The organism is Paenibacillus sp. FSL R5-0701 (assembly GCF_037973995.1).
Taxonomy (GTDB): Bacteria; Bacillota; Bacilli; order Paenibacillales; family Paenibacillaceae; genus Paenibacillus.
In genome coordinates this window covers 1,200,605-1,226,051 of the sequence record NZ_CP150230.1, presented here as the reverse complement: position 1 = coordinate 1,226,051, position 25,447 = coordinate 1,200,605, and the positions used below count along the sequence as shown (strand labels likewise).

The 25,447-nt window shown below is 48.0% G+C and carries 20 protein-coding genes; 10 read left to right on the top strand and 10 right to left on the bottom strand.

Annotated elements, in window-relative coordinates:
• Window positions 1-215: 215 nt before the first annotated feature.
• The 4 genes from MKZ13_RS05500 to MKZ13_RS05485 all read right to left on the bottom strand — a co-directional run bounded on the left by MKZ13_RS05500 (window position 216) and on the right by MKZ13_RS05485 (window position 3,988).
• Complete coding sequence (locus tag MKZ13_RS05500) at window positions 216-2,243, bottom strand: hypothetical protein (protein WP_339182466.1); 2,028 nt, start codon at window positions 2,241-2,243, stop codon at window positions 216-218.
• Complete coding sequence (locus MKZ13_RS05495; protein WP_339182464.1) at window positions 2,218-3,120, bottom strand: ABC transporter ATP-binding protein; 903 nt, start codon at window positions 3,118-3,120, stop codon at window positions 2,218-2,220. Before MKZ13_RS05495 ends, MKZ13_RS05500 begins: the two co-directional genes overlap by 26 nt.
• Entirely contained in the window at window positions 3,113-3,502 is a 390-nt protein-coding gene (locus MKZ13_RS05490) for a GntR family transcriptional regulator (RefSeq protein WP_339182463.1), read from the bottom strand. The genes MKZ13_RS05495 and MKZ13_RS05490 overlap by 8 nt, the downstream gene beginning before the upstream one ends.
• Before the next feature lie 273 nt (window positions 3,503-3,775).
• Window positions 3,776-3,988 (bottom strand): hypothetical protein, encoded by a 213-nt coding sequence (locus tag MKZ13_RS05485; protein ID WP_339182461.1) that lies wholly within the window; start codon window positions 3,986-3,988, stop codon window positions 3,776-3,778.
• 836 nt (window positions 3,989-4,824) lie between these two features.
• Between MKZ13_RS05485 and MKZ13_RS05480 the strand changes: the two genes are divergently transcribed.
• Both MKZ13_RS05480 and MKZ13_RS05475 read left to right on the top strand, forming a co-directional pair.
• Window positions 4,825-5,625: a futalosine hydrolase gene (locus MKZ13_RS05480; RefSeq protein WP_339185345.1), complete on the top strand. Its 801-nt coding sequence runs from the start codon at window positions 4,825-4,827 to the stop codon at window positions 5,623-5,625.
• Window positions 5,622-6,464 (top strand): 1,4-dihydroxy-6-naphthoate synthase, encoded by an 843-nt coding sequence (locus MKZ13_RS05475; protein WP_339182460.1) that lies wholly within the window; start codon window positions 5,622-5,624, stop codon window positions 6,462-6,464. Before MKZ13_RS05480 ends, MKZ13_RS05475 begins: the two co-directional genes overlap by 4 nt.
• Before the next feature lie 868 nt (window positions 6,465-7,332).
• Here MKZ13_RS05475 and MKZ13_RS05470 read toward each other — a convergent pair.
• Window positions 7,333-7,956, bottom strand: a complete 624-nt coding sequence (locus MKZ13_RS05470) for a pyroglutamyl-peptidase I (RefSeq protein WP_339182459.1) — start codon at window positions 7,954-7,956, stop codon at window positions 7,333-7,335.
• Window positions 7,957-7,977: 21 nt separating this feature from the next.
• A complete protein-coding gene (locus tag MKZ13_RS05465) occupies window positions 7,978-8,979 on the bottom strand; it encodes a Gfo/Idh/MocA family oxidoreductase (protein WP_339182457.1) in 1,002 nt (333 codons plus the stop codon).
• Between the two features lie 490 nt (window positions 8,980-9,469).
• Between MKZ13_RS05465 and MKZ13_RS05460 the strand changes: the two genes are divergently transcribed.
• From MKZ13_RS05460 to MKZ13_RS05430, 7 genes are all read left to right on the top strand, one after another.
• Window positions 9,470-11,200, top strand: a complete 1,731-nt coding sequence (locus tag MKZ13_RS05460; RefSeq protein WP_339182455.1) for an AraC family transcriptional regulator — start codon at window positions 9,470-9,472, stop codon at window positions 11,198-11,200.
• 99 nt (window positions 11,201-11,299) lie between these two features.
• Window positions 11,300-12,373: an iron ABC transporter permease gene (locus tag MKZ13_RS05455; protein ID WP_339182453.1), complete on the top strand. Its 1,074-nt coding sequence runs from the start codon at window positions 11,300-11,302 to the stop codon at window positions 12,371-12,373.
• A gap of 2 nt (window positions 12,374-12,375) precedes the next feature.
• Entirely contained in the window at window positions 12,376-13,392 is a 1,017-nt protein-coding gene (locus MKZ13_RS05450) for an iron ABC transporter permease (protein ID WP_339182451.1), read from the top strand.
• A 59-nt stretch (window positions 13,393-13,451) separates the two neighbouring features.
• Window positions 13,452-14,399: an iron-hydroxamate ABC transporter substrate-binding protein gene (locus tag MKZ13_RS05445; protein ID WP_339182449.1), complete on the top strand. Its 948-nt coding sequence runs from the start codon at window positions 13,452-13,454 to the stop codon at window positions 14,397-14,399.
• A 267-nt stretch (window positions 14,400-14,666) separates the two neighbouring features.
• On the top strand, window positions 14,667-15,101 hold the full coding sequence (locus tag MKZ13_RS05440) for a MarR family transcriptional regulator (RefSeq protein ID WP_339182447.1): 435 nt from the start codon (window positions 14,667-14,669) through the stop codon (window positions 15,099-15,101).
• Window positions 15,102-15,184: 83 nt separating this feature from the next.
• Window positions 15,185-16,969: an ABC transporter ATP-binding protein gene (locus tag MKZ13_RS05435; protein ID WP_339182445.1), complete on the top strand. Its 1,785-nt coding sequence runs from the start codon at window positions 15,185-15,187 to the stop codon at window positions 16,967-16,969.
• A complete protein-coding gene (locus MKZ13_RS05430; protein ID WP_339182443.1) occupies window positions 16,962-18,794 on the top strand; it encodes an ABC transporter ATP-binding protein in 1,833 nt (610 codons plus the stop codon). Before MKZ13_RS05435 ends, MKZ13_RS05430 begins: the two co-directional genes overlap by 8 nt.
• Window positions 18,795-19,153: 359 nt before the next feature.
• On the opposite strand, the gene MKZ13_RS05425 is transcribed toward MKZ13_RS05430, so the two are convergent.
• Window positions 19,154-20,710: an ATP-binding protein gene (locus MKZ13_RS05425; RefSeq protein ID WP_339182441.1), complete on the bottom strand. Its 1,557-nt coding sequence runs from the start codon at window positions 20,708-20,710 to the stop codon at window positions 19,154-19,156.
• A gap of 274 nt (window positions 20,711-20,984) precedes the next feature.
• On the opposite strand from MKZ13_RS05425, the gene MKZ13_RS05420 reads away from it, so the two are divergent.
• Entirely contained in the window at window positions 20,985-21,320 is a 336-nt protein-coding gene (locus MKZ13_RS05420; RefSeq protein WP_339182439.1) for a hypothetical protein, read from the top strand.
• Between the two features lie 279 nt (window positions 21,321-21,599).
• Here the strand turns inward: MKZ13_RS05420 and mglC are convergent, their stop codons facing one another.
• The 3 genes from mglC to MKZ13_RS05405 all read right to left on the bottom strand — a co-directional run bounded on the left by mglC (window position 21,600) and on the right by MKZ13_RS05405 (window position 25,276).
• On the bottom strand, window positions 21,600-22,619 hold the full coding sequence (gene mglC, locus MKZ13_RS05415) for a galactose/methyl galactoside ABC transporter permease MglC (RefSeq protein ID WP_339182437.1): 1,020 nt from the start codon (window positions 22,617-22,619) through the stop codon (window positions 21,600-21,602).
• Window positions 22,620-22,634: 15 nt separating this feature from the next.
• Window positions 22,635-24,140: a sugar ABC transporter ATP-binding protein gene (locus MKZ13_RS05410; RefSeq protein WP_339182435.1), complete on the bottom strand. Its 1,506-nt coding sequence runs from the start codon at window positions 24,138-24,140 to the stop codon at window positions 22,635-22,637.
• A 74-nt stretch (window positions 24,141-24,214) separates the two neighbouring features.
• Window positions 24,215-25,276, bottom strand: a complete 1,062-nt coding sequence (locus MKZ13_RS05405) for a galactose ABC transporter substrate-binding protein (RefSeq protein ID WP_036672480.1) — start codon at window positions 25,274-25,276, stop codon at window positions 24,215-24,217.
• Between the last annotated feature and the right edge of the window lie 171 nt (window positions 25,277-25,447).

The window sequence follows — 25,447 nt, the reverse complement described above, 5'->3', positions numbered from 1 at the left end:
CCCGCAAGTCAGGCATTTGCCTGCTCTTACGGGTGCTTCCCTCATAAGCCGTTCCATATGAGATTCGATTGAACGAGTCACTCGAACCTCACCTTTTTCTAATATATTCCATTCGTTGTATCTGGTCAAGTAAATCTGGTTTCACTGGTTGAATAAAACTTTCGATCAACGGGAGAACCCTTCCCGCTTATAGTTAACAACTGATACAGTTCAGCTCATTGATTGACCAAAATAGCTTTCATTTCCTCGGTCAGATCCTCTTCTTTCAGCATCATATAGATGTTCTCGCCACGAGTTACATTCAACTTGATCTGATAGATGGTATCTTTCTCTGTTAGATAACCCGACCGTTGACGATTGAGTAGATCGCTAATTATTTTTTTGTTTTTGGTCGCGACCTGCTTCTTGATGCTAAGACTCCCATCGATATATTCTGACTGCGGAGTGGCCCACTGAAGCGAACCCGGACTGTTGATCTCTTGCTTCACAAACTGAGCGGAGACAATCTCGTCTGCCTGGACAAGCAACTGATCGTATAATTTGTTCTCCTTCAGCCAAGCCAACACCCGATCATAGCTAGGTTTGATCTCAAAATTCCACATCTCTTTCGGTTGAAATGGATCTTTTGAAGACGAATCCTGATTCATCTCCGCGTAGGCAAACGACTGCCACGGGGAGCGCTGTTCTTCATAGGTCTGATCCAAAATGTCCTGTTTCAACAATGCTTTGAACTCACGGACTTGCTCCGGATTGCTAATATAAACCTTCCGGTATGAACTTATGGCAGAGCGAATGCCGAAACTTAATGCATCTTCATCCAGCTTATACGTTTCAAAGGCGACTCTTTTGTAATCCTGGGACTGTTTCAGAGCCATTAATTCCTGATGGAATTCGGCTTCTGGAATGTAGTATTTACGTTTCATCACTTTGCCGTTATCCAGCTTGTAGTTAATAAATATATACTCATCATTACGCATACCTGTATTGATCGGATCATTCAGTAAAGGAAGATCGGAATCCACGATTTTTTGATGAAGAGCTATAACTGCCCCCATGTATTCCGGATCATTAGAATAGAGGTGAGCATCGCCCTTTTTCTGACTGACACCGTTACTGTAGGTATAACTCTCCCCACCAAGCTTGATGCTGTTCACCTTGCTCATTTCAGGCACTCGAGCGGCGTATCCATTCCAGTCGGCAATAGGTACGTATAGTATCAGACCAGCGATGATACCATATAGAATCAACTTGGGTAGCAGCCTGCTGCTCCAGATCAGCCATGTTTTGCGAATAATCATCTCGGCAACGATATAACCTACAATTCCTCCGAGGATATATCCGAAGATTCCCCATCCAGCTGATCCTCTTGGAGCAATCATTGTAAAGTAACCTCCGCCAATCAGAACCAATGTAAACATCAATCCAAAGCGGAATATAGGTTTTATAAGCTTAAACGTAACTGCTTGAGTAGCAGATTCAACCTGTCTCTTCGCATAAAGCACATAAGTTAGAGGAATAAACAGGATTGCAAATATCCCATAGATAATTAATTCCTGACGGATTACAGGGAGGATACTAATCGAACCCACACGCAGGACAAGTGAGAGTTTCTCCGCATTAATGCCTACTTTATCATAAGCATATCCGAGCAAATAATGTTGGAGATGAAGTGACATAATGAACCACACGACAACAGGTAACAATAGGAGCGCGTACACGGTGAGCCCCTGTAATACAGATTGCCCGATACACATACCGACCGCCACAGTTAGCATGAACATAAACAGCGAGTAGATACTCATGCTCAAGCCCCACATCCAGATCGTACTGCCATCGAACAGAAAAGCCGGTTGATCCAGTACCGCCCACACCCAGCCGGTAATCGCAGTTGTAATCCAGATTGGAATCAGGATCATGGCATATCCGGTCAACAGATTCACCGTTAACAGATGTTTACGACGTAACGGCAAACTATGGAACAGATCCGAAGGTGCACCAGACTGAATATATCGAAAAAGAAAAATACCAGCTGCTACGGGCAGTGTGATAGCGAACAGAATCTGCACTTCACCATTGGCCTGAAACAAACTTGTAATCTGCTGTGGCACATCCCTGTACTCGGTAGCGATATATAGCGGAAGTGAGAACAACAATGTGATGAGATATAAAATACCTATCCATCCATGCTGTCTGAAATTTTGGATCAGGATGCCCCGGTTACAGAACAATCGGTTGAATATCATACCCTGCGTCCTCCATTTCATAGATAAAGATTTCTTCTAGTGTAAGTGGCAAAACATCCAGCAGATACGGATCATGTATACGGAATTGATCGGTTACCTGTTGTCGGTTGCCTTTGACAATATACAGGGACACGCTTCCCCGTTTCTCTTCATGCAAAATATCAATCTGCTCCTCCATGGCTTTGGCATGGTCCGGGTGACGGAAAGCAACCTGGATTTTATGCGTATCGGCCTTCAGATCATCGAGATCCTTCTCTACAATAATTCGGCCTTTGTGCATAATCGCCACATGGTCACACAGATCTTCGATCTCACGCAAGTTGTGCGACGAGATGACAATGGTTACTTGACGCTCAGCTGCTTCCTGGAACAGCAAGTTTTTAATCTGCTGGCGCATGACGGGATCAAGGCCATCTATCGGCTCATCCATCAGCAGCACTTCAGGCATACAGCTAAGTCCCAGCCATACAGCTGCCTGACGGCGCATGCCTTTGGACATGCGATGTAACTTACGTTTTACATCCAGTTTGAACACGGTAGCCAGTTGCTTGAACCGTTCCTCATTCCAACGCGGATATACCGAACGATAAAATGCAGCCATCTGAGTTATTGAAGATTGCGGGAAAAAGTAGGGTGAATCTGCCATAAAAATTGTGCGGCCTTTGAGATCCATATTTTCATAAATCTCATTATCTTCGATACGAATAGTTCCGCTGTCCTGACGATAAATGCCAGCTATCATTTTGAGCAGCGATGTCTTGCCTGCCCCGTTGGAACCGAGCAGACCATAGATCGATCCCTTATGTATGTGCATCGTTACGCCATCCACTGCCTTCTCCTGTTCAAACGCTTTGACGACTTGATTCAGCTCAATCATGAGGCTCCTCCTTCTCTATACGGGCCATCGCTTCCTCAAACAAAAGCTTCATATCCGCTTTGGTCAAACCAGAATACGAAGCTTCTGCAATCAACTTCACCAGAGACTCTCTGATCTCATCTCTCATGGCTTCATTCGGATGTTCCACTGACGATGATACGAAGCTCCCTTTTCCCTGCAAAGAATAAATGTAACCTTCACGTTCAAGCTCACGATACGCTTTCTGAATCGTATTTGGATTCACGGTCAGCTGCGTGGATAACGCACGAACGGAAGGAAGCTGCTCGTCGGGCTTTAGAATACCGTATACGATCATTTCTTTGACTTTGTCCACAAGTTGCTCGTAGATCGCCTTACGGCTGCGTACATCTAATTCGAACATCCCGCACCTCCTTTCTGTAAATGTGTGAAATAACCCATGGGTTTTAAATGGCTGTATCTGAGGTGTATGTGCAAATATCTGGGTGTAAGAAGGCATTACCTAAGCTGTGCAGCTGTACGTATTCAAATCTTAGGTGTATTAACTGTACTACTATTATTAATACAGTTAAATCAGATTGTCAACCGTTGACTTTGACTTCTTGTTTTATTGGGAGTACGTTAATAAAGAGAGGTTATATGGTTTAAATGACATATGTATTTTTGGGAAGCAGGTTCATTCCGGCTTAGGACGCGGCATGATCAGGGTGGCGTTCACATGAAGTGAAGCAAAACGGCTATCTGAAGCGATGTGGCTAGATGTGGCTACTCGAAGTGATACGGCTACCCAAAACCTTTGCTTGACCGCTTTTGACAGAATTACATGCAAAGGTTGTTCAGGTCTTTCCCCTTCCGTTATGATGGAGATGAAATATTGTTCAATAATCACTGTATCTTGATTACTATTTTGTGCGCGTTTAATCTGATTGGTTGTTTGTTCTGTTATGCGTTAGTTGTGTTGTGTTGTGTTTGTTGTGTTATAGATCTAATGTCCCTCACAGCGATTGGACGAACATCGAGCAACTATATTAGAGTTAGCGAGACTGTCTAATTGCTTTAGTTCGGGTTTGCACAAATGAGCTACTATATAGGGATCGAGTGCAGACTCCGCCCGTTATACGTTTGGCTGGTTGGTAAAAAATCCGATGGCCCGATATATAATTAGCGTTGAATGGGTCGGGCAGACTCCAGCCTTTTCAATCGTTTATCTGTTCGTTTGGAGTGCCAACTCGTGATGTCCGTACTGAGCATACATATTGTAGATATGTCTTTCAAAGGGTGGACACAGACATGAGAAAGCACTACGAAATTGATATTCTACATATAGATAATTTTTAATTTTATATCTAAAAACATCTATATATAGTATTTCATTTTCCTGGATGGATATAGTATCTTTTGAGAAAAAGTGTCCATTCTTTGAAAGACAAAATGAAGATAAATGTCCTTTTGTAGTGAACAAATATATCCCGAATTCCATTTATATAAGTTGAACTATACATTTACACGAAAATATAGAAGTCAGTAATAACCCGAAGAAGTTTAACTAGAAGCTTGCTGTAAGAAAAATACTATGGAGGCATATGGCACGCTTCTAATAGCTCATAAGGAGAATCCGAGATGAATGAACAAAGACAGGATGAAGATCAGAATAATAAACCAAACGCATCATTCGAAAATAGTGGACACCACGGGGATTCAACTGGGGAAATAAACACTTCAGATATAAGTCCGGTACAAGCAAATTCATCACAACGTGTGTTAATCGTAACCGCGGTTGATGCGGAAAAAGATGCGGTCCTCCGTGGTTTGGGAGATACGGCCGCGGAACGATTTGACGTCATCGCTGCGGGCGTTGGCCCAGCCTCGGCCGCAGCAGGAACAGCCACTACATTGGCATATGCCGTAGCGGCTGCAAGTACTAGGGCATTGGCGCAGGGTTCCACTACGCCAAGCCCATCCGATGTGGCACAGGCATCTGCCACATCTTCAAGGCCGGGGCCCCTTGCCGGAGCCGGATCTTCACCAGCCTACATGCTGGTGATCAGTGCCGGCATCGGCGGCGGATTCCCCGGCCGGGCAGACGTCGGCTCCCTCGTGGTAGCGGACGCCATGGTTGCCGCCGATCTGGGCTCGCAGACGCCAGACGGCTTCCTTAGTGTGGACGAGCTTGGATTCGGCTCGTCCATTGTGGCGGCGGACGCGGAGCTTGCCGCTCGCCTGCGCCATGAGCTGCAGCGGGCTGGGCTCGCTGTCAGCGGAGGCACTGCGGTCACCGTGTCCACGGCGACCGGAACAGCGGAGACGGCCGCGGAGCTATTGCGCCGCGTGCCGGATGCCGCCGCCGAAGGTATGGAAGGCTTCGGCGTGGCAACAGCTGCCCAGCAGTTCGGCGTGCCAGCACTCGAACTGCGGGCCATATCCAACGCGGTCGGTCCACGCGACCGCGACGCTTGGCGCATCAAGGATGCCCTCGATGCGCTTCAGGCTGCAAGTTCCATTTTACGGGAGGTTATTACATCATGAAAATTGCATTTTCCCCTTGTCCAAATGATACATTTATCTTTCACGCGTGGGTGCACGGTTTGATCCCGGGCGCACCTGAGCTGGATGTCCGTTATGCTGATATTGATATTACCAATGGTCTAGCGGCAAATCCCGATGGACCTGACACACCTGAAGTGATGAAAATATCTTATGCAGCACTGCCATACGTGTTGTCTGACTATGCTCTGCTTCCAGCTGGTGGTGCACTCGGCAGAGGATGTGGTCCGTTGGTTCTGACCGCAAATGGCACGACCGATCCAGCATATCTGTCTGGACGACGGGTTGCAGTGCCAAGTGAACGCTCGACAGCATATCTGTTATTCCGTCTGTGGGCAGCGCAAAATGTTCCGGGTGGTGTAGGCGAGATTTTTGTCATGCCATTCGACCAGATCATGCCTGCTGTGCGAGACGGCAAGATCGATGCCGGACTTGTCATCCATGAAGCACGCTTCACGTACCAGAATTATGACCTCAAACTAATGACGGATCTCGGGAACTGGTGGGAAAGCGACACAGGCCTTCCGATCCCGCTTGGAGCAATCATCGCACGTCGCAACATGGATGCTCACGCCCTCGCCGGATGGGCACGCGCGTCGGTTGAATATGCATGGGCTCACCCGGATGAGTCGAGAGCATACGTTATGGAACATGCCCAAGAAATGGACCCTGACGTAGCTGCACAGCACATTGGACTGTATGTTAACGAATTCAGCGCCAACCTGGGTGATGATGGTTACGGTGCAATCACTGCACTGCTTGGCCGCGCCATGAAAGAAGGACTCGTTCCTGAGTTCGACCTTGATCTGTTGCGAATCTAACATCTATATCTGTACGCTCTATAACCCAGCGCACCTTATTTAGCCGAATAACGTGGTATGAGAATTCTAAAGAATCTCAGACACCGTATTCGGCTAAAATTCGTTCATATCACCGACAAACTCGCTTCATTCCACACAATAACCCTTCTTCGATTCGTTAGAAATTGGTATGTGCGGATTTTCGGCGTATAGCGTGCGCTCGTTTCGTTAGGGTCCTGTATAGGGTGTTCATTTGATACAAACTTCTTAGTAGCCAGGGTGATGGCGATGTCCTTGCCATCTTTTATTTTTAGAGCTTAGTTACTTAGGGGTAGTAAAGGTCGTATTCAGGAGGGCACGAATCGGAGTCTGTCCTTTAACTTCCCCGTACCTGTTTTGCTGAATTCCTACTTTCCAGCAACAGTTGTATAAGCCTTACCGGGTTTCGGGTTTCGGGTTTCGGGTTTCGGATTTGAGGTTTGCGGTTTGCGGTTCGTGGTTGCGGTTTTAGAGTCTAATCTTTAACTAGGCAAAAAACTTTCATCAAGATACTTTGCTGCAGACTAGTGACCTCACTAACCATGTTGGACTACACTACACATGACACACGAAATAGAAAGAGCTGTCCCTAACGTCAGACTTAAGACGATGGGACAGCTCTTTTTTCACTCTATGTTCAACTTCATATCTATACTCATATCCAACACTCTACTCAACCCAAGATCGAAGCGGAAAGAAACCCATGCAACTCCACGCTCTCCACGTCATCTTGAACCCTACTGTAACCCATCCCAACCCACTGCTCTCCCTCTCGCAACGGCGGTCTACGAATCCAACCAACCATCGCCTACGATCTGCTGCAACCGCAGCCGAACAATCGGAACCATCCCTATGAATCAGCCACAACCGTGCGAATCATGATCCGCAGCGCATCCAGCATCATGGGAATAGGCAGCGACGGAACGGAAGGCTGCAACACAGCCATCTCTGTTGAAGCGGGAAAGTGTACAAATCCGGCACGGATCGGAAGTTGCCCTACTCGAATATAATCCAGCACCCGGTACATTGTATTGTTGCAGATATATGTACCTGCTGTATTGGACACGGTAGCAGGAATACCTGCTGCGGACATGTCATTCACCATGGCACGTATGGGCAAGGTGGAGAACAATCCATCTGGGCTGCCGTTTACAATTGGCTCGTCCACAGGACGCTGTCCCTGGTTATCCGCGTAGGAGCCAGGCGGAATGTCTTTGACATTAACGGCGATCCGCTCCGGTGTAATGGACGTTCTGCCCTTGGCCAGCCCACAGGCGATGACCACATCTGGCCGATAGGCTTCCATCTCTGCGATCAGCAGGTCTGCACATTCATCAAAGTGCACGGGCAACAGTACTGTTTTTAGCTCAGCACCCTCGATCACTTCGTTCGCAAGAGCATCCATTAACGCCCCCGTCGGATTCACTGCATCCCCGCCAAAAGGTTCAAACCCGGATATCAGAATCTTCACCATCACACGTCAGCTCCTGTCTGTTTACTCCGATTTGTAACGTAATCCCCACTGGCCCCGAATCGTGTCCATCAGCTTCATGATTTCCAGGGATTCGTCCAGTTTAATGGTGTTGCTCTCCGTCCGACCTTCGAGGATACAACGTCCCGCTTCCTCTGCCTCAAAAGCATAACCAATACATGTTCGATCATCGGTGAACTTCTCAGGTTCATCCTGACCATTCACATGCAGATAGGCTTCTTTGCCCGCCAGGAATAAAGGGAGACGAATCTTGCCTTCCGTACCGTATATGACCGCTTCATTGCTAAGGTTCAGACGAATGGCAGCACTCAGTGATGCAGATCGTCCCTCGGAATAAGACAACAACACGGAAAACTGCTCGTCCACACCCGTCTCACCGATATTGGCCGTACTCCAGACATGCTGGGGCTGTTCGCCAAAGATCATCGAAGCAAAAGAAATGGGGTACACCCCCGCATCCAACAATGCGCCCCCACCCAGATCCGGATTAAGCAACCTTCCTTCCGGCTCCCAGCCGACACGGAATCCAAAGTCTGCCTGAAGCATACGTACTTCACCGATTCGTCCTTCTGCAATCCATGCTCTGGCTTGAGCGATCGGTGGCAAAAAGCGTGTCCACATCCCTTCCATCAGGAAAAGGTTATGCTCCCGTGCCGTCTCCACCAGTTGCTCCAACTGACGTGCATTCATCGTAAACGGCTTTTCACAGAGCACCGCCTTGCCTGCCTCCAGACAAGCCATTACATTCTCCTTATGCACAGGGTGAGGTGTTGCCACATAGATAATATCTACCTCAGGATCTTGCAGCATCTCATCATAAGAACCGTAAGCGCGTGCAAAACCATATTCAGCTGCAAACTTCTCCGCACTTCCCGCTGTCCGTGAACCTACCGCTGCTTTCACTGCGTTCCCCGCATGCTCCAAATCCCTTGCAAACTGGGATGCAATCCATCCCGTGCCCATAATGCCCCAGCGTACTTTGTCCCGTCCCACTACTTCTGTCATATTTAAAGCCTCCCTACTGCAATTTGAGTTGAAAAGGTTCATGATTCTGATCAGGCCAACATGTTATCCCCTTTATTTTACCAAAAAGAAACGCTTACGTCAGAAAACGATTTCGATTATGTGTTTTCGATAGAATTCAAGCTCATCAGGGCCTCGAACATATCTGGGTACATTTCAATTCTCCAGTAGATTTGCTAAGATTATCAGCAGACCTTGGCCAAGAATTCTTGTCCCTAAGCTACTTGCAACTAGCGACAATCTGGTTAAACTATCGATCACATAACAGGATCAGGATCATATACCCTGTGCTATTCATAAAACATCTGACTATACTGCAAACGCGCTTTTGACAAGACAGCCAGTAATCATAACATCATGCAAAACGCATCAATAGACGTTCAAGAATGACGTTCAGGTCCGAGAAAATATAGTGCGTTCCAGATTCAATCATTACCTAAACTGTTCAAAAGAGAGGAGGACGCATAACACCATGACTACCATCCCGGGTACCGCCCACAGCGGCATGAATCCACACATGTTGCATAAGCAGACAAGTCCCAATGCAGAAAAGGAATCCTCAACCCGAGCAGACCTGAATGCATTCCTGAATGATACCCTGATCGAACTTCGTCAGGCAGAACATATTATAACCCGTGGGAAATGGCGCTGGTCCACAGCTGAGCTAGCTCATCATACCTTCATATACATGCACAAATTTACAGGCCAACTGATCATGAATGGGACCAAATCCCACGTGGTTCGCAAATCAGCCTGTCTGTCCCTACCAGGAACTGCAATTGAACTGATTAGTGATGAAGACCATGATATTGAACTATATATCATTCACTTTGATCTGTATCGGGCTACGGAGAAAACAAAAGCCAGACGAATCTATGAACGTGAGCTCAGTTCACCTGTTACAGGCTGGATTCAAGGCCCATTTTACGGTATACAGCGCATTGCCGCACAGCTTACACAATTGAGCAATGAAGGTTTGGAAACAGGGCTGAAGGCACAGCTCTTCCTGACGGAACTGTTACATATGCTCTGGCCCCAAGAAGACCAGACTGACGTAGGGGCTGGTCAGGAAGAACCCGAACAGTGGCTCAGATCCACCCTGCAATACATGCGCGAAAACTATATGCACGAGATCAAGCTGGAAAAGCTGGCTGAACTGGCTGACATGCACCCGTCCTATTACTCGCAGCTATTCAAGAGCCGCATGCAGAAAAATCCGATTGAATACATCACTCATCTGCGTATGAACCGGGCCAAGGAATTACTGCTCACTTCCGATCTGCGTATCCGTGATGTGGCTCGTGAAGTGGGTTACCGTGACGAGTTTTATTTCAGCCGACGTTTCCGAAACCATGCCGGTTATGCGCCAACTTCCTATTCGAAGCAGGTCCACCGAAATATCGTGTCACTCTCCTATCCATACACGGACCACCTGATGACACTTGGCATCACACCATGCGCAGCTCAGATCCAAGGCCATCTTCCTCATATGCCCAAATCGCTGACGCTGCCCTTCCACGCCTATGAACCTTGGGAACAGGGACGTCAGGCTTTCCTGGATGTGAATCCCGAATTGATTCTGACCAAGGACAATGCAGCTGCCAAAGCCATGGAGCATATTGGCGATGTCGCCCCCATCATCACGATTCCCTGGAACCAGACAGACGTCTTTGGTCATCTGCATCAGATTGCATCCATCGTGGATCGCACCCAGGCAGCGAAAGATTGGCTGGATCGACATGAACGCAAGGCAGAGCGTGCACGTAAAAAAATCAAGGAATTGGTCGGGAACATTACCGTTGCCGTGGGCACGTTAACGCCTAAAGGTCCACGGATGTACAGCCATCGCAACTTCGGACATGTCTTTTATCGAACCTTGCAACTGGCCGCTCCTCAGCTTATTCAGACCGAACTGGCTGGCAAATCTCCCGGCGTTGGATTCAACTGGCTGCCCTTCACACCAGGAGAATGGGACGGACTGGAGGCGGATGTGCTGGTACTGGCGATTAATTCTATGCATGAAAAGGCAACACTGTTGAAAGAGATGGCTTCGAATCCACTGTGGAACAGCCATCCTGCGGTAAAAAACGGACGTGTACATCTCATCGACTGGAACTCATGGGTTGTATATGCTCCATATTCCATCAACATCCAGCTCGATGAAGCGCTCTATATATTGACGAACAAACCTTCACTTTTGTAATCTAAAAAATGTCCATCTCCAAAATCTTAATTTATGCCATGTACGGGCCTGAATTAAGATTTTATAATGATCACTAATTGATAATGATAATCAATAACAATGAAATACGTTGTTGGTACCAAAGGAGTGACCCGTATTCAACATCCGGGACTGCCACATCGTCCGTCTAATTCAAGAAAATCTGCAGTGACTGTTGGGCTGACGTTTTTGTCTGCCATAGCCATACTGCTGCTAAGTATGTTTGTCGCAATCTCTTTAGGTGCCAAAGGGTTAACGCTGGAAACCGTATGGGCTGCCATATTTCAGTACAACCCGGCTTTGACACCACATCAGATTATTCATGAGCTGCGGCTGCCTCGTGTCCTTGCCGCGGTTATGATCGGCGCTTCCTTTGCTGTTGCAGGAGCTTTAATGCAGGGCATTACACGCAATCCGCTGGCAGACACAGGCATTCTGGGCATCAATGCTGGAGCCACTTTTGTTGTAGCACTGAGCTTTGCCTTTTGGCCCGGACTGCCATACGGCTGGATCATGTTTCTATCATTCATGGGGGCTGTTCTGGGCACACTGCTTATCTTCCTGCTTGGAATGGCAGCACCTGGTGGTCTGAATTCCATTAGACTGACCGTTGCCGGAGCCGTTATTGCAACCATGTTAACCTCGCTCAGCACAGGCGTTGCCATTTATTTTGACCTGAGTCAGGATCTGGCCTTTTGGTATGCGGGAGGTTTTGGTGGAATAGAATGGCGGCATCTCAAGCTGATTCTTCCCGTGCTGCTCGCCACACTAATACTGATTATGCCACTTGCCCGGCGTGTATCGCTTATGTCACTCGGTGAAGAAGTGGCGATTAATCTCGGGATCAACCTGCGCTGGACGAGATTAATCGCCCTTGCAGCGGTTGTTGTGCTGGCTGGTGTGTCCGTGTCGGCAGTAGGCTCCATTGGATTTGTCGGACTGGTCATCCCTCATATCTCCCGTAAATTGGTGGGTGTGGATTATCGACTCATCATTCCGATGTCTTCTCTGCTTGGAGCGATATTACTGGTGCTCGCCGATCTGGGCTCACGCATCGTGAACCCGCCCGAGGAGCTTGCGGTAGGCATTATGGTCGCTTTTGTCGGTGTACCGTTCTTCCTCTATCTGGCCCGTAAAGAAAGGAGGGCCTTGTAGCGATGAATTTCAATACACCTTCACGAGGTAAACGTTCGATCATCGTCAGTATCACGCTGCTCTGCATCGCCATTGCCGTTATTGTGATCAGCCTGAACACGGGAACCATTCGTCTCTCCCCAGCGGCTGTGTTACAGACTTTGCTTGGTAATGGCAGTTCGGATGATCAGATTGTACTGTTTGATTACCGACTGCCTCGCATCCTGGTAACTGTATTGGCTGGAGCAGGACTTGGTATTGCCGGAGCGGCCTTGCAAGGGATCACCCGCAATCCACTTGCGGACCCGGGGATTCTGGGATTACATGCGGGGGCAGCCTTTGGACTAATGGTGTTTGTTAGTCTCTCCTTTACGATGGATGGCTCTGTGGCCTTGCTGATCCCGTTGTTTGCTTTTGCAGGCAGTGTGGCCGCCGCTCTGATCATCATGCTGTTATCTTATGATCGCCATAACGGCGTATCGCCCATTAAGCTGATTCTGGTGGGAATCGCGGTAGCGGCCGGGTTCCATGCCTTGACACTCTACCTATCCCTGCGTCTGGATGAAGACACCTATTCCTTTGCCGCTCGCTGGTTGGCAGGAAGCGTCTGGGGCCGGGATTGGATTCATGTGCAAGCGTTGCTTCCTTGGGTGGTGTTATGTATCTCGTACATCTGGAGTCGATCCAAAACGCTCGATGCCTTCAATCTTGGAGATGCTGCCGCAACCAGTATCGGGACACCTGTCCGATCCCAGCGTATTATTTTGCTGCTCTGTGCCGTGGCTTTGTCTGCCGTTAGTGTATCGATGGCTGGTGGGATCGGTTTTATCGGTCTGGCAGCGCCACATCTAGCACGCAGACTTGTTGGTCCGATGCATCGGCATCTGATTCCTGCTGCCGGGCTCATCGGTATGGTTATTCTCGTGACCGCCGATACGATCGGGCGAACGATCTTTCAGCCTAATGCCATTCCGGCAGGCGTGGTGGTTGCTGCGATTGGTGCACCTTACTTTTTGTACCTGTTAGTACGAAGCAAGTGATCCTTTTTCAGAAAACAATAAAGACATCCAAGAGATGTTCAAGGAGATTGTGACTACCCATGTTAAAGAAAAATCTTATGCTTGTCATGAGTATCTGTCTGGTACTTGTGCTCGCAGCCTGTGGAACGACCAATAATTCATCATCTGCTTCTGGTGGTTCGTCTACGGATACTTCAACCAAGAATCAAGACAACAGCTCAAGTTCGGGAGAGCAACGCATTGCCTCCATGTCGATCCATCTGACCAATGATCTGCTGTCTCTCGGCATTACTCCGGTTGGTTCCGTTATTGGTGGTGAAGCTAAAGGCTTCCTGTCCCATGTTGCTGATCAACTTCAAAATACAACACCACTTGGTCCGGTTAAAGACCCGGATATGGAAGCTTTGCTTGCCCTGAAACCCGATGTGATCTATCTGGACGAAGAATTCTCCGGTGGTGACATTGCCAAATTCGAAAAAATTGCTCCGGTGCATGTATTCAATCTGGATAACGGTACATGGCGCGACCATCTGAAAGACATTGGCAAACTCGTGAATCGCGAGAAAGAAGCTGAGCAATACATTCAGGACTACGCAACCGAAACTGAAGAAGTGAAGTCCCTCATTAACGACACTATTGGTGATGGTACTGTGATGGCAATCCGTGTTACTGCCAAAGAATTGCGTGTGTTCAGTACACGCCGTCCCATGGGTCCCATTTTGTATGAGGATCTCGGTCTGACTCCTGCCAAAGGGATCACAGATATCGATTCGACTAAACCGTATCAAGTCGTCTCCCGTGAAATATTGCCGGACTATGATGCAGATGCAATCTTTGTGGTTGTGAATTCGGATGATGAAGCCCAGACCATGTTCAAGGAGCTGCAAAACAATCCGATCTGGCAAGGCCTGAAAGCAGTCAAAGCCGGCCACGTCTACCCTATTGGCGCACAACCTTGGCTCGATTACTCATCGATCGGTAATAAAATGGCCATGGATGAAGCCAAAAAAATGTTCTCCAAAAAATGATTTTCCTTACACTCCACACTTAACGTGTCACAATACCAAAAAACCTCTCTTAGAGACCGGAACAGAGTTAGTTATCATACTCTCTTCCGCTCAAAGCAGAGGTTTTTGTTTTTTTCTTATCTATTTTACTTGTTTACTTTCCAGCCAATCGACCTGGAAATACCTTAAATCCAAAATTAACGACTTGTATTCACTTGACGATATGTCAAATCAAACTTAAGATTTATTTAGTCGACTAACTAAAAGGATACGAACGGAGTAGATGATATGAACCCAGTCCAAAATGATCGGTTAATGGGGCAGCTATCCGAACTCGTGAAACTGAAACGCTACAAGGTTCATGAGAAACTTGTGAACCACCCCGAGTTATACCCGGGGCAGCCCCCTTTGCTGTTCCAGCTTGAACGAAAAGATGGCCAATCCCAGAAAAACCTGGCCGAACAACTTCAGCGCAGTCCCGCAACGGTAACTGTCATGCTCAAGCGCATGGAATCATCCGGTTATGTGAGACGCGAAGCAGACCCGAAGGATCTGCGCAGTCTGCGGGTATACCTGACGGATCAGGGGCGATCCGCGCTACAAGAATTGAGAGAAGTGATTCAGAAGTTGGAACAGCAGGCCCAGAAAGATTTTACACCGGAAGAACTCCGGATCATGTCTGCACTTGCACAGCGTATGCTCCAAAACCTGCGTGAATCCTGAGGCGATGCAGACTCGCAATTGAAGCAGCTAGAGGTATTATGAAATTGATTCACTTATGCAATGAAGATTGAGGTGATTCCCTATTGTGGACGTTAAAACGATTCTTGACCCCGTATAAGTCGGCGGCAATCGTCGCCCCGCTGCTCATGGTACTTGAGGTTACCATGGACCTGCTCCAGCCCAAGCTGATGTCCAGCATTGTGGATGATGGTGTACTTGCAGGGAACCTGCCCCATATCGTGACCACAGGTCTGATCATGTTACTTGTTGCGTTAATCGGCTGGGTTGGCGGCGCAGGCTGTACACTCTATTCAAGCAAAGCTGCCGTTGGATACGGCACAGATCTGCGCCAGGAACTGTTTGACCATATTCAAACCTTCTCCTTCCGCAATCTGGATACGTTTCAGGAAGGTTCTCTGATCACTCGTCTGACCAGTGACATTACCCAGATGCAGACCTTTGTACAGATGCTGCTGCGGATGTTTATCCGTTCGCCAATGCTGATCATCGGAAGTATCATCATGGCGTTTACGATCAGTGTGAAACTGGCTTTGATTCTTATTGCGACAGTACCGGTACTGTTTATTATTTTATTTATTCTAATAAAAGCTTCCTATCCGCTGTTCGCCAGTGTGCAGATCAAGCTTGATCAGGTCAACGCCGTGCTTCAGGAGAATCTTGCCGGCATTCGTGTCGTCAAGGCGTTTGCACGTGCACGTCTGGAGAAAAAACGGTTCAAGCAATCCAACGAAGATTACACTACAACCGCCGTCAAAGCCTGGCGTATTGTAACGCTGAACGCACCCGTACTCAGCCTGATGCTGAACGCTACCATTGTAGCGGTGCTGTGGTTTGGAGGTTTCCAGGTAGTGGGAGGCGATATTGCCGCCGGGGATCTGATTGCTTTTATCAACTATGTCACGGTTGTACTCTCTTCCCTCACGTCAATCGGCATGATGATGATGAGCTTCTCCCGTGCCAAGGTATCTGCTGCCCGGATCAACGAGGTGTTACATACAGAGCCAGATATTCAATCGGGAACTGACAACTCCGGGAATGTACAGTCACCCCCGTCTACCCGTGATCAATCCCGATACCTGACGTCTCCCCTTCCCTCGCACACAGGCGGTCAAGTGGAGTTCAGAGACGTATCTTTCCGTTATGATGGAGACCATGCACTCACCGGAATTAATCTGAAGGCTCGCCCGGGTGAGAAAGTGGCTCTGATCGGTTCTACAGGTTCAGGCAAAACCTCGCTGGTGCAGCTAATTCCCCGTCTGTATGATGCTTCGCAAGGTGAAGTGCTCGTGAATAGAGTGAACGTTCGTCACTGGGATCTTCAGGATCTTCGCAGCCGTGTGTCCATTGTGCTCCAGGAATCCATTCTGTTCAGCGGCAGCATCCGGGATAACATTTGTTTCGGCCGGCCCGGTGCAACGGATGCTGAATTGCATGCTGCGGCACAAGCGGCGGCTGCGGATGATTTTATTATGAAACTGAAAGATGGGTATGACACGGAGCTGGGTCAGCGCGGGGTTAATCTGTCCGGTGGGCAGAAACAGCGTATTTCCATTGCACGCGCCCTGCTTATGCGACCTGAAGTGCTGATTCTGGATGATAGCACCAGTGCTGTGGATCTACGCACGGAAGCGAGCATTCAGAAGGCTTTGCAATCCTTGATGAAAGACAGTACCACCTTTTTGATTGCACAGCGGATCTCCTCCGTGAAGGATGCAGACTGTATATATGTCATTGATGAAGGACAGATCGTAGCCAGGGGCACACATGATGACCTTATGGCTCATTCATCACACTATCAAGCCATCTATTATTCGCAGCAACGGAAGGAGGATATTCAATTTGGCTAAACCTGCATCTTCCTCCATACAACAAACAGTCGTGTCTCCCATCGGAAGACCCGGACCTGCGGGCAGAGGACCTGTTCCCAAAGTCAGAGCCAAAAATGCTCGCCACGTCCTGATTCGGGTATGGTCGTACATGGGACGTCATCGCAAAGGAGTTATTGCTGCATTAGTGCTGACGGCTCTTGGAACACTGCTTAACCTGGCAGGACCTTATCTTCTCGGCCGCGCCGTTAATGAACATATCGTGCCGAAAGTAACTGCGGGTTTGCTGAAGGAATGTCTCCTCTTGCTGAGTGTTTATGTCCTTGGCTCATTCCTGATGTGGGCTCAATCCTATGTCATGATTGGTGTGTCCCAACTGACCGTCAAAGATCTGAGACATGCGTTGTTCTCCCGACTGCAAGAGCTGCCTATTAGCTTTTTTGATAAAAATCAAAGCGGGGACCTGATGAGCCGGGCCACCAATGATATCGATAACGTATCTACAACGCTGAATCAAAGCGTAACCCAATTGATGTCCAGTGCCATCCTGCTCGTTGGCTCCTTGTCGATCATGTTTGCACTCGATGTTCGGCTCACCCTGCTCAGTCTGGTGACTGTACCCTTGATAACCATCGCCACTCGCCTGATCGCGTCAAGAACACGCAAACACTTCACCGCCCAGCAGAAATTGCTTGGTGAGCTTAATGGGTATGCTCAGGAAACCATTGCTGGACAAAAAGTCGTAGCTGCCTATAACCGTCAGGATCAGGCACATCAGCATTTTCAGAATCTGAACGAGAAACTGCGCACATCCAGCACACAGGCCCAGACCGTTTCAGGTTTGGCTGGACCCACGATGAACGTGATGAACAATATCGGGTTTGCCATACTCGCTTCTGTAGGTGGATGGATGGCTTATCATGAAATGACGTCCATTGGACTGATCGTCAGCTTTCTCGCTTACTCCCGCCAGATTGAGCGGCCACTCAACGATCTAGCCAATCAGTACAATCTGATTCAGGCTGCAATCGCAGGTGCTGAACGTGTGTTCCACATTATGGATACACCTGGCGAATACGTGGAGGAACAGAAGAAACAGCTGGATCAGATTCAGGGTAGAGTTGTATTTGAAGACGTCTCTTTTGGGTATAGTGCGGAGCGAGACATTCTCAAGAAGGTTAGTTTTACTGCAAAACCTGGTGAGATGATTGCACTTGTTGGACCCACCGGCGCAGGTAAAACGACCATTATCAACCTGTTGCCCCGTTTCTACGAGATTACAGGCGGACGGATTACCATTGATGGATGTGACATCTCGGAACTGGAGAAGGATCAACTCCGTCGGCAACTCGGTATTGTGCTTCAGGATGCCTACCTGTTCTCGGGTACCATTCGCGACAATCTTGCCTACGGCAAGCCGGACGCAACGGATGAACAGATCCGACAAGCGGCTGAGCTGGCGAATGCACATTCGTTCATCCGCAAACTGCCACAGGGCTACGATACCCCCATCATTTCCGGGGGAAGCAACCTGAGTCAGGGACAACGACAACTGCTGACCATTGCCCGGGCAATTCTGGCTGATCCGGCCATTCTTATTCTGGATGAAGCAACGAGCAGCATTGATACGCGTACAGAGATGAAGATCCAGGATGCGATGCGCACTTTAATGAAAGACCGTACCAGCTTTGTTATCGCCCACAGACTGAGCACGATTCGTGAAGCCGATCAGATTCTCGTCATTGATGATGGACAGATCGCTGAACGGGGCAGCCATGACGAGTTGATGCAACAACAAGGGTTCTACTATCAGTTACATCAGGGACAGCTCAATAAGTCGAACTAATGATTATTTACACAGACACTACGATGACAGAATAACCTTCCAATCGCTGTTATCCCCAGATTTTATCGATTCCCTTTTCACAAGGGGAAAATCCGGGGATAAAGGCGAGGTGCATGCTTCCGAAGTAGCTTCCTTTCAGAAAGTTTTCAGCTCCGCTTTTTCAGTTTTTTCTGTCCTCTCCCTTACGTGTAAATGATTAGTTCAACCCAATATAGTCTGATCTGAACCGATGTGGTCTCCACACATTAACTTCTGAATTGAAATACTAAACGCCGCATGGGGTTCTTCAGGACCCAAGCGGCGTTTTTATATTTTTGACTAATGACTATGTTATTGCTATCTCTGGGTGGTTATACGATTTACGTCTCCATGGGCAGATGAAGCGTGAAGGTAGAGCCAACCCCCATTTCGCTATGGACGGTAATTTTACCATTGTGATCCTGAACGATTTTCTGGCAGAGTGCAAGTCCAAGCCCCGTACCTTCTTCTTTGGTTGTATAAAATGGATTAAAGATGGTGGATAGCGAATTTTCCGGAATGCCGCTTCCTGTATCTGTAATTGAAATGAGTACTGCGTCCCCGTCCTGCAACAAATCCATATGAACCTCACCAGGGTCTGTCATTGCTTCAAAAGCGTTACGAATCAGATTAATCAATACCTGCACAATTTTATCTCGATCCATGATGATCACAACTGGTTCATTAGTCATTTCAAGCGTAATTTGATGCCCTCGGGATGCCGCATCTGACTCAGTCAAAGACATCACTCGTTCAAGGCAGTGACCCAAATGTTCAGGCTTCATGTGATTGGCATGTGGTTTGGAAAACTGCAAAAATTCAGCTGTCAGATCGGTTACTCTCGTCACCTCACCCATAATCACTTCATACCATGGCGCGATATTAAACGCTTGTCCACGGGACAGCTGCAGGAATCCCCGAATTGCGGTAAGCGGGTTCCGAATTTCGTGAGCCATACCCGCAGCCAGTTCACCTACAGCCCTCAGTCTTTCGGAACGAAATACTTCTTCTTCATTTTTCAGCCATTTGCTGCGCTGTTGTTGAAGCAGCCTATCCTCGGCTACCGTCATAAAGTGCTGCAACGAATCTGACATTTCCGGGTACAGGGAGATGCTGTAGCTCACCTGGAGTCCTTGAAGCTGCAAGGATAGCAGTGACGACATTCGTTCTTCCACATCCTGTATCTCTGGCAAAACGACCGCAAATCGGTCTCCTGCATACCGAGATATGCCATAGGCTTCGGTGAAATGATTGCTGATCATCTGGCCTGTACCTGTGATTACCGTACACCAAGGATCTTCTGAATCTTTTTTAAAGCCGCTAAAGTTATTGACGTTCAAAAGGACAAGCAAAAAAGACCGTTGCTCTTCTACTGTCTTATGTAACATCTCCATGTAACCTTCGTAATTCAACAGTCCGGTAAGCGGATCATGCAGGGTCAGGAACCGATTCTTTTCCCGAAGCCTGCGCTTCTCGACCTCACTGTTGATTAAGGTATGATACAAAAAAATGATAACAACCGAGGTTAACAGGTCAAATAATGAAACCAGCAAAGCATATGTATCTACAGGCACATACGAAAGCCGAATCAACGTATATTGCAGCATAAGCAGCAACGAAATCGGCAAGGTCTGTGCCAACCTTGGTTTGTCCTGGATCATTGAAATAATGAGCATATAATACAGCATGTTGCACCAGTTCAGTTCACTGAAATAGTGGAATATCCCGAGAAAAATCCACTGAAATTTTCGCAGCACAGGATATCGTCTCTCCCCATAAATACTTGCTACCAATAATGTCGCCGAAAGTGACATTATTGCCATATTAGGGGTAAGCCTGAGAACATAAGAGGACAGAATGACAAGCAGACAACCTAGCGGGAATATCACCATTTTCATCGTGTAACTAAGCAAACAGCCTCGCCCCCTTTGACATAAAACTCACATCAAACAACTTATGTACATGTATTATATCGATTATGATTAGCTGATGTTGTCGATTAGTGGAGGCTCGTCAAATTCGCACGAATGTATAAATTATGAAGGCAATAGGACATATGATGTAATTGTAATCAACAAAAGTGAAACAATTCCTCTTCGCATATTTCATTATTGTGGTACAATACAGTAATGGATTAACTTAGGATAAATACATGGTTATGGAGGATATCACATGATAACACAACGAAAACCACTGGGCCTCGGAACGCTCTCTCTACTCGTACTATTGATGGGTCTCGCCTTTAATTTCCAATGGGGCAAAACAAATTTTATGATCAGTCACTATCTTTTTAACTTAATAAACATACCTATTTATAGCAACGGAACTCAAGGACTGCACATTCCTTTTGTAGTAGCAGCCCTCTTCTGGATTCCAGCCTTCTTGATCGCCAAAAAAAATCGTTCACATTATGGCACAAGTGTATCTTATAACGTCGCCGGATTTATGTTGCTCTTATGCATCATTGGACCAGTTATCCCCGTTATCGATTGGATGGTCAATGGTTAAACGCTTAAAGCCAGCTCTCTATATTCAGAGGGCTGGCTTCTTTGCTGCTTTTCCATATAAGATGAACAAATTGTTTACACGATAACGTAGAGGACAGAAATAACCTGAAGAAGCGGAGCGTTCGCCTAAAAGCTTTCTGAAAGAAAGCTGCATCGGAAGCATATGCTATCCCCGGATTTTCACTTCTTTTAGAAGAGAATCAAAAAAAATCTGGGGATAACAGCGATCAGAAGGTTGTTCTGTCATCGGAGTGACTGGTGTAACCTCTTGAGACTCATCTTATTTCTTCGCCATATACTTACGGATATCAAAAGCCACCGCAGCAACAATGATCAATCCTTTGATAATCAACTGCCAGTATGGGCTCACACCAATAAACGTCAGACCATAGTTAATGACCCCGAAGATCAGCACACCCGCCATAACCCCAGGTACCGTTCCAATACCTCCTGCCGTTGATACACCGCCTACCACACATGCGGCAATCGCATCCAGCTCATACATGTTACCGTAATTGTTTGTTGCTCCACCTGTGCGTGCTGCCTCAAGTACACCGCCCAGACCATATAGTGCACCCGCAATGGCATACAGCACAACCAGGTTGCGTGCCACATGAATCCCCGATACATGCGCTGCCTGAATATTGCCACCAATTGCGTACATGTTTTTGCCGAGACGTGTTTTGTTAAAGACCACCCAGCAGATTAATGCCACCGCAATAGCAATGAGGACAATATACGGGATGGAATAACCTCCGCCCAGATCAATGTATCCAGAGCCAATAACAGTGAAGTCCGGTCGCAATCCTCCGATCGGCTGTGACTGATTGGGTTCCGTATCAAAATAAATGGAGTTCAGCCCGTACACGGCAACCATCGTACCCAGCGTTGCGATAAAAGGGGGCACATGTAATTTGGCGACAATGAGTCCATTGACCAATCCCACAAACAGACCTGCGGTAATCCCGACAAGGATCGGCAGACCTACCCATAAGTGGGGCAGATCGGGGAAAAAGCGATTGGCATACTCGTCAATTTGCAGCATCGATGCCGATACAACCGCTGTCAGACCAACCACCCGTCCAGCGGACAGATCGACCCCGCCCGTGACAAGGATAAAGGCTGCACCGAGCGCAATAATGGCCCGTGTGGAGGACTGCTGCAAGATGTCCCGCAGTGTGGAGAAGGCCAGAAAATTCGGATCGGCAATCGCAATACCAATAATGAGCAGGATCAGTACAATAAAGATGGCGCGTTGTGTTACATATTGTTTTACTTGATTGATCATCTGTGTATTCATCTATTTTCCTCCTGACTAAGCCATCCGCTGCTGCGCGGACAGCCTCATAATATCCTGCTCGGTTGCCTCGGCTCCGTCCACGATTCCGGTGAGACGCCCTTCGCTCATCACCATAATGCGATCCGACATACCCAGCAGTTCGGGCATCTCCGAGCTAATCATGATAATGCTTTTGCCCTGACGAGCCAGTTCCGTAATAATGGTGTAAATCTCAAACTTGGCCCCTACATCGATTCCACGTGTCGGTTCATCCAGCAGGAGTATCTCCGGGTCGGTCAATAACCAACGGGCCAGCAGAACTTTCTGCTGATTACCACCAGACAGGTTGCGAATCAGCGTGTTAACTGAAGGTGTTTTGGTTCTGAACTTCTGCGTCTGCTCACGCGCCTCTTCGCGGCCCTTTTTCTCGTCCAGCAAGCCCACGCGATTTCGGTAGCGCCCCAGACTGGCAATGATCGTGTTCTCATACACCGACAACACCGGGAAGATTCCTGTGACTCTTCGTTCTTCGGTGAGCAACGCAATGTTATGACGCTTCGCTGTTGCGGGGGAGTTAATCTTCACCTTGCACCCATGAATCGAAATCGTACCTGAAGCGAGTCCCCGCAGTCCAAACAAGGACTCAATCAGTTCTGTCCGCTGTGCTCCAACCAGGCCACCAATGCCAAGCACTTCACCTTTTCGCAGATCAAAGGATACATCACAAAACGATTTGGACTGGCTTGATGTCAGACCCTCGGCTTTTAATATCACTTCACCGGGTACGTTCGTCCGTTCCGGGAAACGTTCGTCCAGATCACGGCCAACCATACGCGTAATGATCAGATCTGTTGTTAAATCAGCAGCATCCCAAGTTCCTACAACGAAACCATCACGCATGATCGTCACTTCATCCGAGATCGTCAGGATCTCCTCCATCTTGTGTGAAATATAGATAATGGATACGCCGCGACTGCGCAGTTCATTAATAATGGCGAAGAGCTGATCCACTTCCTTGCCTGTCAGGGAAGAAGTTGGCTCATCCATGACGATGACTTTGGATTGAAACGAGACCGCCTTGGCGATTTCCATGGATTGAATCTTAGAGACAGACAGTGTTCCCGCCTGAGCCTTCGGATCAATATCCAGGTTCAAGTCCTTGAACAGGGCCAGCGTATCGGTATACATCCGTTTCTCGTCCACCAGTATTCCCCTCATCGGAAAACGACCCAGCCATATATTCTCCATCACCGGACGATGCGGGACCGGATTCAGCTCCTGATGAATCATGGATATGCCTTGCTGAAGTGCCGCTTTGGAATTCGGAATATCCACATCCTTTCCTTCGATGCGTATCGTTCCTTCATCTTGGCGATACATCCCGAACAGACATTTCATAAGTGTAGATTTCCCCGCTCCATTCTCTCCCATCAAGGCGTGAACCGTCCCCGGTTTCACTTTCAATGTGACCTGACTTAGTGCTTGCACACCCGGAAATGCTTTGGAAACTCCATTCATCTCCAGCAGGTAAGTTGACTCCATCTTGGTTCCTCCCTTCCATATGACCGGCAAAAAAGGGACGCTACCCGAATGTCGGACGTCCCTGTCTCGTGCTGTTATTGGGCGTCGGCGATGTTGTCTTTTGTAATCTTTTTGTATGCAATCCAGACGTATTTACCATCTGTAATATCGTATTTGGTATTTTCCTTTGTTGGTGTCTCACCTTTGGCAAGTACGGAAGCCAGTGCCACCGTGGCCGCACCCTGATTCTTGGCATCATTAAGCACCGTGCCCAGCATTGTACCATCCTGGAGAGCCTGAATGGCTGGAGCTGTTGCATCCACACCTACAACCGGCATGGATTTGCCGTCCTTGAAGTATCCGGCTGCTTTCAATGCCTCAATGGCTCCCAAGGCCATGTCATCATTGTTTGCGAGAACGGCTTCAATCTTATCACCATGTGAAGCCAGGAACGCCTGCATTTTCTCCTGACCTTTTACCCGATCCCACATCGCCGTGTCTTCCGCCAGCGCTTCCACTTCAATTCCGGCATCCTGGATCGCCTGAACCGAATATTTGGTCCGAAGCTCTGCATCCTGGTGACCCGGTTCCCCTTTCAGCATGACGTATTGCAGTTTGCCATCACCGTTTTTGTCCGCTTCCGGATGTGCTTTCCAGTAATCCACAATCAGCTGACCGGAGATCGTACCGGACTCCTCCGCTTTGGCTCCTACGTAGTACACTTTATCCCATTTGTTCATATCTTCCGCCACCGGCTCACGGTTGAGGAATACTACTGGAATATTCGCTGCCTTAGCCTTGTCAATGATGACACCTGCCGCCGTCCGGTCCACCGGGTTCACGGCCATTGCATTGTATTTCTTGGATACAAACAGATCCACTTTCTCATTCTGGGTCGGCTGTGCATTCTGGCTGTCCACGATATCCAGAGTCGCAATGCCTTCCGCTGCCGCGGTCATTGCATTACGTACACCCGTCATGAATGTATCATCGAATTTGTAGATGGCAACACCAATCTTTGGCGTTTCCGTACCGGCTGCTGTCTGACCTCCTGTATCTGTTCCCGTACTTCCACCTGCACTGTCTCCGCCGCTGCTACACCCCGCCGCCACAACCATACATGCCGTAATCAACAGTGTCATCCACGTTTTCTTCATATTCTTCATATCCTAATGACCTCCCCCAAGTTCATTCGGCTTCACCGATGTCTTTATTATGAAAGGGTTTACATTAAATTCGAATACAATATCTTCACCTGTTCTATCGAAATCTTCCTCAAGTTAACAAACTCCTTAATTTCTTCATTCAGCATTCGTTCCGGCATTGGT